The 12,174-nt window shown below is 73.4% G+C and carries 10 protein-coding genes; 5 read left to right on the forward strand and 5 right to left on the reverse strand.

Features of this window, described 5'->3' with window-relative positions:
- Window positions 1-75 precede the first annotated feature (75 nt).
- Complete coding sequence (locus ACXN5W_RS12925; protein WP_473158475.1) at window positions 76-1,095, forward strand: hypothetical protein; 1,020 nt, start codon at window positions 76-78, stop codon at window positions 1,093-1,095.
- Here the strand turns inward: ACXN5W_RS12925 and ACXN5W_RS12930 are convergent.
- From ACXN5W_RS12930 to ACXN5W_RS12950, 5 genes are read right to left on the reverse strand one after another with little or no spacing between them, the layout of a single operon-like run.
- Window positions 1,078-2,457: a Coenzyme F420 hydrogenase/dehydrogenase, beta subunit C-terminal domain gene (locus ACXN5W_RS12930; protein ID WP_473158476.1), complete on the reverse strand. Its 1,380-nt coding sequence runs from the start codon at window positions 2,455-2,457 to the stop codon at window positions 1,078-1,080. The two genes, ACXN5W_RS12925 and ACXN5W_RS12930, sit on opposite strands and share 18 nt — an antisense overlap.
- Window positions 2,457-4,142, reverse strand: coding sequence for a polysaccharide pyruvyl transferase family protein (locus ACXN5W_RS12935; protein ID WP_473158477.1), 1,686 nt, complete (start codon window positions 4,140-4,142; stop codon window positions 2,457-2,459). The genes ACXN5W_RS12930 and ACXN5W_RS12935 overlap by 1 nt, the downstream gene beginning before the upstream one ends.
- Window positions 4,139-4,774, reverse strand: a complete 636-nt coding sequence (locus tag ACXN5W_RS12940) for a PIG-L deacetylase family protein (RefSeq protein WP_473158478.1) — start codon at window positions 4,772-4,774, stop codon at window positions 4,139-4,141. Before ACXN5W_RS12940 ends, ACXN5W_RS12935 begins: the two co-directional genes overlap by 4 nt.
- Entirely contained in the window at window positions 4,775-5,587 is an 813-nt protein-coding gene (locus ACXN5W_RS12945; RefSeq protein ID WP_473158479.1) for a glycosyltransferase family protein, read from the reverse strand.
- Window positions 5,587-6,927 (reverse strand): methyltransferase domain-containing protein, encoded by a 1,341-nt coding sequence (locus ACXN5W_RS12950; RefSeq protein WP_473158480.1) that lies wholly within the window; start codon window positions 6,925-6,927, stop codon window positions 5,587-5,589. The genes ACXN5W_RS12945 and ACXN5W_RS12950 overlap by 1 nt, the downstream gene beginning before the upstream one ends.
- 171 nt (window positions 6,928-7,098) lie before the next feature.
- Here ACXN5W_RS12950 and ACXN5W_RS12955 point away from each other — a divergent pair, with 171 nt between their 5' ends.
- From ACXN5W_RS12955 to ACXN5W_RS12970, 4 genes are read left to right on the forward strand one after another with little or no spacing between them, the layout of a single operon-like run.
- Entirely contained in the window at window positions 7,099-8,130 is a 1,032-nt protein-coding gene (locus ACXN5W_RS12955; protein WP_473158481.1) for an NAD-dependent epimerase/dehydratase family protein, read from the forward strand.
- Window positions 8,127-9,380 (forward strand): class I SAM-dependent methyltransferase, encoded by a 1,254-nt coding sequence (locus ACXN5W_RS12960; RefSeq protein WP_473158482.1) that lies wholly within the window; start codon window positions 8,127-8,129, stop codon window positions 9,378-9,380. Before ACXN5W_RS12955 ends, ACXN5W_RS12960 begins: the two co-directional genes overlap by 4 nt.
- Window positions 9,381-9,440: 60 nt before the next feature.
- Window positions 9,441-10,358, forward strand: a complete 918-nt coding sequence (locus ACXN5W_RS12965; RefSeq protein WP_473158483.1) for a glycosyltransferase family 2 protein — start codon at window positions 9,441-9,443, stop codon at window positions 10,356-10,358.
- On the forward strand, window positions 10,355-12,142 hold the full coding sequence (locus tag ACXN5W_RS12970; RefSeq protein WP_473158484.1) for a lipopolysaccharide biosynthesis protein: 1,788 nt from the start codon (window positions 10,355-10,357) through the stop codon (window positions 12,140-12,142). The genes ACXN5W_RS12965 and ACXN5W_RS12970 overlap by 4 nt, the downstream gene beginning before the upstream one ends.
- Window positions 12,143-12,174: the final 32 nt, after the last annotated feature.

A 12,174-nucleotide genomic window follows, 5' to 3' on the forward strand; every position in this document is an offset into this window, starting at 1 on the left:
CCCACGTACCGCACCGGTCGGATCCGTGGGGAGGGAGCGGGCACACCGGCATCGAGTGTTTGGCAGGGGGACGCCATGTCCACCATCCACCCCGCAACCCGGGATGATGACCGTCGGTCGAGGTTACTGACCCGTCGGTCGTACCAACCAGTACTGGCCGGGGCCGTGGTCGGCCTCTGCCTGGCGCTCGCGGTGAGCGGCGCGTACCTGCTCACCGGCGGCCCACTCCAGGCCCCGCCGCTGGGCGGCGTGCTCGCCGCGACGCCCAGCCCGATGGGGAGCCTGACGTCCGACGGCGGGGGCGTTGTCGCGCCGGCCCTGACCCCCGGTCCGATCCCGCCGACCCCGATCGGCTACTGGCCCGGCCCGACCAACACCGGCGTCCCGATCGGTACGGTGCTGCGGAACACGTCCGGGACCCTCAACCTGCGCACCGCCAACCAGATCGTGACCGGCCTCAACCTCACCGGCTGCGTCAACGTGTACGCCACCGGCGTGCAGATCACCAAGTCGCGGATCACCTGCAACAGCACCACCTTCGCGGTCCGGGTGATGACCGGCGCCACCAAGGTGCTCCTACAGGACGTGGAGATCAACGGTAGTAGCCTGACCGCGACGGCGGTGTGTTGCAGCGACTTCACCCTCGACCGGGTCAACATCTACAACACCATCGACGGGGCGCGACTGGGCAGCAACACCAAGGTGCTCAACTCGTACCTGCACAATCTGGCGCGACTGCCGGGGACCCACAACGACACCCTGCAAACCACCGGCGGCACGAACATCACCGTGCAGCACAACCGGATCGAGCCGTACAACCTCGCCCTGAACGATCCGTTCAACGCCTGCCTGATGGTCGGCTCCACCACCGCGCCGTCGGTGAACAACCTGCTCTTCACCGACAACTACTGCGACGGCGGCAACTACTCGATCGGTGTCCGGACCGACCTGGTCGGCACCAACATCCAGTTCACCAAGAACAAGTACGGCCGCAACTACCGGTACGGCATCATCGGCCGACCCGACCAACTCGGCATCATCTGGGAGAAGGCCACCAACCTGTGGTTCGACACCGGCCTACCGGTCATCCGTTGACCGCCGGTCCGGCGCGATCATTCGTCGGTCCGACGGTTGGTACGGCGTCAGTTCGACCGCTTCGCGCAGGCGCCGCCGCCGGATCCGGCGCAGCGTGCCCACCGTGGACTGGAGCTTCTGCCGCACGGTCAGCAGGCGCCACCACAGGCCGGCCATCGGCAGGTGCCGGAGGCTCGGCGTCATCAGTCCGGCCGCCCGGAGCGTGACCAACCGCCCCCAGACCGATCCCCGGCCCCGCAACAGGTTGGGCTGCGAGGCCGCCAGGATCCGGGCCGGCGCCGGCACCAGGACCAGCGCGCCGGCCGCGACCGCCGCCTCCACCAGCCGGACTCCACGCTCGGTACGGGCCAGCACCAGGGATCGGCCCGGATCGTCGCCGGTCGGCCGGTACCACGGGTCGCCCACCGAAACGTCGGCGAACTCACCCGTGTGGTCGGGGCACAGGTAGCAGCGCCACTGCCGGTGCCGTTGCAGGATGTCGCCCCAGGACTCCTCATAGCTGAGCGTCCGCTCGGTGCCGGGCGGGTCGTCCAGCAGCCGCGCGGCGGCCCGGCCGGGCCAACCGTTGCCCCGGTAGCGCACCGAGGCCAACCGGTCCGGTTCGGTGACGCCCAGCCGGCGCAGCATCTCCAACGTGCCGGCGGTGGTCGGCGTACCGGCGCAGAACACCGCCACCGTCAACCCCAACGCCGCGTCCAGGGCCGGCCGCACCCGGCGGGCCATCCGGACCGCCGCCACGTCACAAGGCTTGCCGATGAACACGCACGGCCCGCCGGCCGTCTCCACCAGGTCGAGCCGGTCGCACGGGCTGGCCGGCGCGTACCGGGAGCCGGCCGCGCGCAGCAACTCGGTGCGGTCCCGGGACAGCCGGGTCTCGTTCAGGTACGGCACCTCGGCCCGCGCGCCGACGTGCAGCACCCCGGCCATGCCGGCGCCCTCCAGGCAGTACGCCGCCAGCGCGGTGGCCACCCCACCGCTGGAGCCGGCGAGCCGGATCTCCGGGTCGGCGGCGTATCCCTCCCAGATCCGGCGCACCGGTCCCCAGTCGGCGCGTAGTCCGGGGTCCTCCCCCGGCTCCGGCCGGGCGCTGTCGTGGCCGAGCCGAACGCCCGGACAGCAACCCACCGCCGCCGACGCACCCGAGCCGCCGGGCCCGCCCGCGCCGTGGGTCACCGGGCGCAGCGGCAGCGGCCGGCGGCCGTGGTGCAGGACGTCCACCATCCGGATCTCGTCGGGTGCCAGGTAGGCGCAGACGCCGCAGCCGGTACAGAGCTGCGCGGCGGCGACGTCGTACGCGGTGTCCGGCCGGCGGGGTGCCCGGCGCCGGGCCGCGTCGCCCGGCCGGGGCCGTGGGACCCGCATCAACCGGCTCCGGCCCGGGGCCGGTTGCCGGGTCGCCGCGCGGCCGGAGGGCCGGGCAGGTCCGGCACCGGTCGGTCACCGCCGGACAGGCCCGGCGATGGGTCACCGCCGGACCGACCCGGCAATGGCTCGCCGCCCGGCAGGTCCGGCAATGGCTCGCTGCCGGGCTGGCCCGGCGATGGCTCGCTGCCGGCCTGGCCCGGCAATGGCTCGCTGCCGGCCTGGCCCGGCAATGGCCGGTCACCGCCGCTCCGGTCCGGTTGCTCCGGGCCCAGCCGGTCACCCACCCGCGCCTCCCGGCCCGACCGGTCAAGGCCCGACCGATCCGGGATCGTCAGTTCGAGGTCCGCCCGGTCGGTGACCGGTTGATCGGCGCCCGGCCGCTCGGCGCGGACCAGGGCGAGGATCGCCTCCATCTGCTCGCCGGCACGGGCGACCAGCCCGGGAACCCGCTCGGCGATCTCGCCCGCCGTGGCGCGACGCTGGCGCCACGAGTCATGGAGCTGGCCGAGCAGTTCCTCGTCGCCGTGCTCGCGGGCGTCGGCGACATGGCGTCGCTGGCCCGCGGCGGCGAAGACCCCACTCGCCTTGCCGCTGTACGCCACCACCGCGGTCGGTACCCCGGAGGAGAGCGCCGCGATGGTGGCGTGCATCCGCATCCCGCAGAACCAGTCGGTCCGGGCGATCACCCACTTGATCTGGTGGGCGTCCAGCCCCGGCGGCACGAGGGCGACCCGGTCGCCGTACCGCTGGACAAGCTGCCGGTACAGCCGCTCGCTGACCACGGTGTCGTCGTCCACCTTGCCCGGTGTCCGCACGTGCGGCACCAGCAGCACCCGGGTGTCGGGCTCGGCGAGCACCCGCTCGGCCAGCAACCGGGCCACCCGGACGCAGTCGGCGCGCAGCCGGAACTGCACGACGCTCTCCGGCCGGGCCAGCAGGCCGCTCACGTTGAGCCCGATCACCGGTCCCGGTGCCGCGGCGAACCAGGCCGCCATGGTGTCGTGGGCCGGGCCGGTCGGTTCGTGGGGTTCGAGAGCGAACGCCAGATCCACCCCCTCGCGGTGCCGGGCCGGGTCGAGGTCGTCGCCGAGCAGGTCACCGAGCGCGGCGAAGCTCTCCGGGTCCCGTGCCCAGGCCATCGTGGCGCCCCGCACCAGTGCCGTCGCCATGGCGCGCAGCCGGGGCGCGTGGAACGGCCCGTACGTCTGCGGGAGCAGCACCAGCGGCCGGCGGCGGAGCAGGGCGAGCCGCTTGGGCCAGGCCACCATCCGGAACCGTCGCTGGCCGTAGATGTCGCTGAAGCTGTCCCCGCCGCTGACGTCCAGCACGACGTGTGCCGCGTCGATCGCCGCCAGCCCGCCGTTGCCGAGGCCACCGAGTGCGGCGCTGACCCGCATGTTGACGAACGACTCGGGGCGGTGATAGCGGCGGGAGTGGCGGGCGCCGACCAGCCGGACCGGCACCAGCCGGCCCGCCACGTACGCCTGACCGGGGCGTTCCCCCCAGCCGTCGTCGAAGACCGTCACCCGCGCCCCGGGTTCGTGGGCGAGCAGGGTGCCCAGGGTGGCCGCGCGCAGCGCGCCGATACCCAGGTTGGCCTGCGCGTTGCTGACCCCGAACAGGCAGGCGCGGAGCGGGTCGGTGGGCCGGGCGTCCCGCTCGTGCCACCGTTGACCCGTCACGGCTCGATCACCATCTTCTCGCACCGGTACGCCTCCGCGTACCGGGACCGGCACTCCACGCCGCGCAGGCGGGCCAGGCCGAGGAAGACCTCCTCGTCCCACCAGTCCCGGTCCTTTTGGGACGGGTAGCACGCGTTCAACAACTCCACCTTCCGCCGGAGGTGTTCCTCGGACAGGGGCAGGTAGATGTTGCGCCGCCCCAGGTCGCCGTCCCACTTCGGGATCTCATAGTGCAACGCCGGTGACCGCCGGAAGGACGTGGCCACGAGCCGGGCGAGCGCCCGATGGTCCTGGTGGGCGTCGTCGTGACCCGGCGCGACGACCAGTTCGGCGTCCAGCGCACCGGCGGCCTCCTCGACGATCTCCTTGGCCGACGTCCACCGGCCCGGCACCCGGCCGTCGGGCAGCGTGTGCAGCGCGAAACTGAGCCGGGCCGCCGGCAGGAACGCCTCGGCCGCCGCGCGGGCCTCGGCGTGCCGGTCGGGCGTGCCGGTGAGCAGGACGTAGTGGACCCGCAGGTCCGGCAGGCCGGCCAGGGCCAGCAGCAGGCCGCCGGCACCGATCTCGATGTCGTCCGGGTGCGCGCCGAGCAGCGTCACGGCCCGCAGCCCGGTCAGCCGGAGGGTCGGCATTCAGCCCGCCAGCACGGCCGGGACCGGACGGGTCCGGCTCGGGTCCCAGAGCATCCACGGACAGCGGGCGGACCGGTACAGCTCCTCCAGTTCGGCCCGGTCCTTGAAGGTGTCGGCCGCCCGCCAGAACCCGGTGTGCCGCTGGGCCATCAACCGGCCGGCCGGCAGCAGCCGGTCGAAGGCCTGCGGCACCAGGTCCTCGCCGGCGCGCAGCGCGCCGAAGATCTCCGGCCGGAGAATGAAGTAGCCGCCGTTCTCCCACTGCATCAGCTCGCGGATCGGCCGGACCCGGTTCACCCGGTCGGTGTCCGAGATGTCCAGTACGTGATGGGTGGACTGCACCGGTACGGCGAGGACGCTGGCCGTGGCCGGGGCGGTGACGAACCGCTCGATCATGGTCGGCAGCGGCGCGTCGGTCAGGGTGTCCGCGTAGTTGGCCAGGAACACCTCCTCGTCCTCGACGTACCGCCGGACCCGCATCAGCCGTTCCCCGATGGTCGCGGTGAGCCCCGTGTCGATGAAGGTGATGTTCCAGTCGGTGATGTCGGTCGAGAACAGCCGCAGGTCCCGGCCGCCCCGGGCCAGCGTGAAATCGTTGGACAGCGTCTCGTCGTACCGCAGGAAGTAGTCCTTGACGGCCGCAGCGCCGTAGCCGAGGCAGAGGACGAAGTCCATGTGCCCGAAGTGGGCGTAGTAGCGCATCACGTGCCACAGCAGGGGCCGGTCGCCGATCATCGCCATCGGTTTGGGCGCCGAGGCGGCGTCCTCGCGCATCCGCATGCCCAGCCCGCCGCAGAAGAGCACCACTTTCATCAGACCACCGCCAGGTGCGGGATCGGGAACACCAGCCGGCCACCCCAGTCACGCACGTACGCGAGCTGCCGGGACAACTCGGTCCGCAGGTTCCACGGCAGTACGAGCACGTAGTCCGGCCGGTCGGCGGCGATCCGCTCGGGCGGATGGATCGGGATGTGCGTACCGGGCAGGAACCGGCCCTGCTTGTGCGGGCTGCGGTCGACGGTGTACTCCAGCAGGTCGGATCGGATCCCGCAGTGGTTGAGCAGGGTGTTCCCCTTGCCCGGCGCGCCGTAGCCGACCACCCGCCGACCCCGGGCGCGGGCGTCGTGCAGGAACTCGACCAGGTCCCGCTTGACCCCGAAGACGGCGTTCGCGAAGCCCCGGTATCCGTCCAGGCTGTGCAGGCCGGCCCGGGCCTCGGCGTCCAGCACCGCCTTGACGCTCGCCGACGGCTCGCCGGCCGGCCAGGAAACCGGGCCGGTGCTCGCCTCCGCCAAACCCCGGCTCCGGCTGTGCCCCGACGGGGAAACCGGGCGGGTGCTCGCCTCCGCCAAATCCCGGCTCCGGCTGTGCCCCGGGACCGGCCGGGCGTGTACCCGCAGCGAGCCGCCGTGCGTGGTCAGCTCCTCGACGTCCACCACGGCCAGGCCGCCGGTGGCCAGCGCCCGCTGCGCGGTGAGCAGCGACAGGTACTGGTAGTGCTCGTGGTAGATCGTGTCGTACTGTCGCCGTTCGATCAGCCGGAGCAGGTGCGGGAACTCCAGGGTGACCAGGCCGGTCCGCTTGACCAGCGCGGCCAGCCCCTCGGTGAAACCCACCAGGTCGGGCACGTGCGCGTAGACGTTGTTGGCCACCACCAGATCCGCCCGGCCGTGGGTGGCGGCCAGGTCGGCGCCGGTCTCCGGGCCGAGGAACCGGACCTTGGTACGGATGCCGTGCTGCCGGGCCACCGCGGCCACGTTCGCGGCGGGCTCGATGCCGAGCACCGGGACGCCCCGGTCGGCGAAGTGCCGCAGCAGGTAGCCGTCGTTGCTGGCCACCTCGGTCACCAGGCTGTGCCGGTCGAGGCCGAGCGCCGCCACCATGGTCTCGGCGAAGCGGCCGGCGTGCGCGACCCAGGACTGTGAGTACGACGAGAAGTACGCGTAGTGGCTGAAGATCGCCTCGCCCGACACGTACGCCGGTAGCTGCACCAGCAGGCACTCCGGGCAGATCCGCACGTGCAGCGGATAGAACGTCTCGGCGATGTCCAGCCGGTCGACCGGGAGGTAGCTCTCGCACAGCGGGGACATGCCCAGGTCGACGAAGGTCTCGGTCAACGCGGCCCCGCAGAGCCGGCAGATGGCCTTGGCCATGCCCCTCACCCCCACCAAACATGACGATCCGGTCCACCCGACCCGGCCACGCTAATCACGACATATGGCGGTACGACGGTTCAGTCCAGAATCCGACTGTCACGCCAGGTAGTCATGCCATTACTCATAGACTCCCCCTCGCTTGCCCTCCATCGAGGACGGGAGACCGCCGTGCGCGTGCTGGTGACCGGACACCACGGATATCTGGGCAGCGTGCTGACGCCGCTGCTGACCACAGCCGGGCACGAGGTGGCCGGGCTCGACACCGACCTGTACGCCGACTGCCTGCTCGGTCCGCCGCCACCGGAGGTGCCCGGTCGCCGGATGGACCTGCGGGACGTCGGCCCGGAGCAGTGCGCGGGCTTCGACGCGGTCGTCCACCTGGCCGCCCTGTGCAACGATCCGGTCGGCAACCTCGACCCCGCGCTGACCGTCGAGATCAACCAGCTGGCCACCGGGCGACTGGCCCGCGCCGCGAAGACGGCCGGAGTGTCCCGGTTCATCTTCGCCTCGTCGTGCAGCCTCTACGGCGCGGGTGCTGGTGACCGGCCGCTCACCGAGGACGCGCCGTTCGCGCCGCTCACGGTCTACGGCGAGACGAAGGTGGCGGCCGAGCGTGACCTGGCCGGGCTCGCCGACGACGACTTCTCGCCGGTCTTCGCCCGCAACGCCACGGCGTACGGCTTCTCACCCCGGTTGCGCGGTGATCTGGTGCTGAACGACCTGGTCGGGCACGCGCTGCTCACCGGGGAGGTGCGGTTGCTCTCCGACGGCTCGGCCTGGCGACCGCTGGTCCACGCCGAGGACATCGGGCAGGCCGTGCTCGCCCTGCTGGAGGCGCCCCGGGAGGTGGTACACGGCCGCGCCTACAACGTCGGGGCCAACGGCGAGAACCACCTCATCCGGGACGTCGCGGAGCTGGTCGCCGAGGTGGTCGACGGTGCTCGGGTGACCTACGCGGCCGGCGCCGGCACCGACGCCCGGGACTACCGGGTCGACTGTTCGCGGATCGCCGCCGAGGTCCCCGCGTTCCAGCCCCGGTGGACGGTGCGCAAGGGCATCGAGGAGCTGGTCGAGGCGTACCGGCGGTATGGGCTCAGGCTCGACGACCTGCGGGACCGCCACCAGCGGCTACCCCGGATCCGGACGCTGCGCGCGGCCGGCCGGCTCGGCGCCGACCTGCGGTGGAGCGGATCTCGATGACCGGGGCGGACGGCGCCGCCCCAGCCGGGGTGCGGCACCGGGCGGCCCGGCCCGGTGCCGTACCCGAGGAACTGTCCCGACCCGGCCCGAGCTGCGTCGCCTGCGGCGGCGGTCCGCTGGCGCCGTTCGCCGACCTGGGCCGGGTACCCGTGGAGTGCGGCGTCCACTGGGCCGACCGGTCCGCCGCGCTGGCCTCCCCACTCGGCCAGGTGTCGCTGGCCGTCTGCCCCGACTGCGGGTACGTCCGGAACATCGCCTTCGACCCGGCCGCGCTGCGCTACGACACCGGGATGGACACCAACCTGCACCACTCCCCCGCCTTCCAGTCGTTCACCTCGTGGTTGGTGGAGCACCTGACCGGGCGGTACCCGCTGGCCGGCGGCACCGTGCTGGACGTCGGCTGCGGGCAGGGCGAGTTCCTCCGCGAGCTGTGCCGGACCGCCCGCTGCCGGGGCATCGGCTACGACGCGATGTACGCCGGTCCGGAGGGACCCGACCCGTCCGGTGCGGTGCTGCACCGGGGCCACCTGCCGGCGTCCGGCGAACTGCCCCGGTACGACATGGTCACCTCCCGGCACTGGCTGGAGCACCTGGACGACCCGTACGGCTTCCTGGTCCGGCTGCGGAAGTCGGCCGGGGCCCGACCGGTGTACGGCTACCTGGAGGTGCCGGACGCCGAGTACGACCTGGCGACCGCCGGGTGGGAGGTCATCTATCCGCACGTGTCGTACTTCTCGGGTCATTCGTTGTGCCGGTTGGTCCGACGGGCCGGCTGGCGGGTGGTGGCCACCGGTCCACTGTTCGACGGGATGTTCCGGTTCGTGGAGATCTCCGCGAACGCGCCGGCTCCTGCCGTCGTACCCCGGCTGCCCGGCCTGGCCGACCGGGACCGCCAGCTCGTGGCGGTGGCCGGTTTCGCCGAGCGGCACGCGGCCGAGCGGCGGCGGTGGCGGGCGACCCTCGTCCGGCTGACCGCGGCGGGCGCCCGGCCGGTGCTGTGGGGCGCCGGTTCCCGGGGCGTGCAGTTCCTGCACCTCGCCGACCCGGACCGGCGACTGGCCGCCGTGGTGGACGTGAATCCACGCAAGTGGGGCCGGTACCTGCCGGTGACCGGGCACCGGGTCGAGCCGCCCCGGTCGCTGGCCGACCTCGCCCCGCGAGCGGTGATCATCACCAACCCGGCCTACCGGGACGAGATCGCCGCCGCGCTACGCGGGCTCGGCGTGGACGCCGAACTGTTGGTCGCCTGACGGGCGGTGTTGGTCGCCCGGCGGTCGGCTCGGCCGGTTGCCGGAGCAGGAGGGAGAGCGATGACCGGGTTTCCCCGGGTGAGTCTCGGAATGCCGCTGTTCAACGCCGAACGGTACCTGCCGGCATGCCTCGACGCCCTGCTCGCGCAGGACTATCCCGACTTCGAGCTGATCATCAGCGACAACGCCTCCACGGACGGCACCTGGGACATCTGCCACCGCTACGCGACCGCCGACCGGCGGATCCGGCTGCACCGCAGCCCCCGCAACCTGGGCGGGCACGTCAACTACGCCCGGGTGGTGCAGTTGGCCCGGGGTGAGCTGTTCAAATGGGCCGCGTACGACGACCTGTGCCTCCCGCGCCTGCTGCGGGCCTGTGTGACCGAACTGGACCAGGCCGGGCCGGGCACCGTGCTGGCCTATCCCCGCACGATCCTCATCGACGACGAGGGCGCCACTCTCGGTCCGTACGACGATGGCCTGGACCTGCGGGATCCCCGGCCGTGGCGCCGGGTGGCGCTGGTCGCCGACCGGGTCAACCTGTGCCACGCGCACTTCGGGGTCGTCCGGCTCGCCGCGCTGCGCCGGACCGGGCTGATCCGCCCGTACCTCGGGTCGGACTACACGCTCGTCGCCGAACTCGCCCGGCTCGGCGAGATCCACGAGGTGCCCGAGCGGCTGTTCCTGCGCCGGCTGCACCGCGCCTCGACCCGGCAGGCCGGCGGTTCCGTGAGCGCCGGGGTGGCCTGGTTCGCCCCGGGCCGGCCGGCCGACGCGGTCGAGTCGCCCCGTCGCCGGATGCGCACCGAGACCACCCGCGCGTTGGCCAGCGGGGACCCGCCACTGCCCAACCGGCTCGGCTGCGCGACCGCCTTCCTCGCCGCCTGGCAACTACGCCGGGCGCGCGTCCGGGTGGGCGACTGGCGACGGCGACTCCGGCCGCAGCCGGCCGCCCTGACCAGCAGCGGTGCGACATGACGGGGGCGGTCACCGGCGCCACCGACCCGAGGCCCGGTCCGGCCGGCAGCACCGGCCCGACCGGCGGGGCCGGGGGCAGCACCGGCCCGACCGGCGGGGCCGGTCCGGAAGCCGGTGGGCCGGCCGGGCACGCCGCCCGGGTCCGCTCGGCGATCGGCTGGTCCTATCTGCTCACCGTCGGCCGGTTCGGCTCGTCGGTGCTGGTCACGTTCCTCCTGGCCAAGCTGCTCGGGCCGGCCGAGTTCGGCATCGTGGCGATGGGGACCGTGCTCGTCCTGATCGTGCAGACGGTGCTCCAGCAGGGCCTGACGGCCGCCATCGTGCAACGCGAAAAGCTCACGGCCGCACATCTGGACGCGGCGTTCGTGGTCCTCGCCGTCTCCGGGGCGGGGCTCACCCTGCTCACCGTCGCCATCGCCCCCCTGTGGGCGATGGTCAACCGGGAACCGGGGCTGACCGGGGTCACCATCGCGCTCGCCCCGATGGTGCTGCTCCAGGGACTGTCGATCGTGCCCGAGGCGTTGCTGCGCCGCGAGTTGCAGTTCCGGGCGGTGGCCATCCGTACCCTGCTCGCCGCGCTGCTCAGCGGGATACTCGGGCTGGTGCTGGCGCTGACCGGCGCCGGGGTGTGGGCGCTGGTGGGCCAGCAGGTGTCCAGCGCGTTCATCAGCCTCGTCGTACTGTGGCTGGTCTGTCCGTGGCGGCCGGGTGGGCGGCCGAGGTTCGGTGCGCTGCGGGAGTTGTGGGCCTTCTCGGCGCACTCCGCGAACGCCGGCCTCGGCGCGATGCTCAGCTCCCGGATCGACCTGATCGTGACCGGCCTGGTCTTCGGCCCGGTCGCCACCGGCATCTACCGGCTGGCGGCCCGGCTGCCGGACGTCGTCGTGGACATCACCGTACGCTCGTTGCAGCAGGTCGCGTTGCCCGCGCTGGCTCGGTTGCAGCGCGACCGGACGGCGTTCGCCGGCCACCTCGCCCGGCTGCAACACCTCGGCGCGGTCGCCGGACTGCCGGTGCTGGGCGTGCTGTCCGCCGTGGCGGACCCGCTGGTGCGGTTCCTCGGCCCGCAGTGGTCCGGCACCGCGCTGCCGCTGCGGCTGCTCTGCCTGTTCGGTGCGGTCAACGTGTACGGGGTCCTGCTCGGCCCGGCGCTCCAGGCGATCGGCCAACCGGGCCGGCTCGCCGCCATCACCTGGGTACGCGGGCTGCTCGGCGCGGGCGTGCTCGCCGCCCTGGGCAGCCTGCTGGTCGGCGAGCGTCCGGCGACCCAGGCCGCGGGCGTGGCGGTGGCCGGCGTACTCCTACAGCTCGCGGTCAACGCCGTGGCCCTGCACGTCACAGTACGGCGCGCGGCCGGCGCGTCGCTGCGCGACTTCGTCCTGCCGACCGTGCCGGCGGCCGTGGCGGCCGGACTGGCGGCGGCCGTCCCCGCGGTGGCCGCCCGGCTCGGCGCCGTCCAGCTCGGCCCGCTGCTCGAACTGCTGGTGCTGGGCGCCGCCGCAACCACGGTGGCCGGTGGCGTGCTGCTGGCCACCGACCGACCGTTGCGTCGGCTGCTGCTGGTCCGGCTGCACCGGGGCCGCCGGGCATGGTCGCACCGGGACCACCGGGTACGGCTGCACCGGGCCCGTCGTCCCGGGCCAGCCGACCCGCCCCCGAACGGCTCAGCCCCAGCGAGCAGGGCCCCGAACGGCTCGGTCCATGGCGGCCCGGTCCATGGCGGCTCAGCCCCGAACGGCTCGGTCCCGGACGGTGTGGTCCCGGACGGCGCGGTTCCGGGGTGAATCGCCACCGTCGCGCGCGGTAGGGGCCCGCC

It is taken from the genome of Plantactinospora sp. A48, assembly GCF_055793945.1.

What these genes read in the sequence shown, in the direction of transcription:
- ACXN5W_RS12960 (WP_473158482.1), top strand. Translation starts at nt 8,127, where the DNA reads ATGACCGGGGCGGACGGCGCCGCCCCAGCCGGGGTGCGGCACCGGGCG.
- ACXN5W_RS12950 (WP_473158480.1), bottom strand. Translation starts at nt 6,927, where the DNA reads ATGGCCAAGGCCATCTGCCGGCTCTGCGGGGCCGCGTTGACCGAGACC.
- ACXN5W_RS12965 (WP_473158483.1), top strand. Translation starts at nt 9,441, where the DNA reads ATGACCGGGTTTCCCCGGGTGAGTCTCGGAATGCCGCTGTTCAACGCC.
- ACXN5W_RS12945 (WP_473158479.1), bottom strand. Translation starts at nt 5,587, where the DNA reads ATGAAAGTGGTGCTCTTCTGCGGCGGGCTGGGCATGCGGATGCGCGAG.
- ACXN5W_RS12930 (WP_473158476.1), bottom strand. Translation starts at nt 2,457, where the DNA reads ATGCGGGTCCCACGGCCCCGGCCGGGCGACGCGGCCCGGCGCCGGGCA.
- ACXN5W_RS12970 (WP_473158484.1), top strand. Translation starts at nt 10,355, where the DNA reads ATGACGGGGGCGGTCACCGGCGCCACCGACCCGAGGCCCGGTCCGGCC.
- ACXN5W_RS12925 (WP_473158475.1), top strand. Translation starts at nt 76, where the DNA reads ATGTCCACCATCCACCCCGCAACCCGGGATGATGACCGTCGGTCGAGG.
- ACXN5W_RS12940 (WP_473158478.1), bottom strand. Translation starts at nt 4,774, where the DNA reads ATGCCGACCCTCCGGCTGACCGGGCTGCGGGCCGTGACGCTGCTCGGC.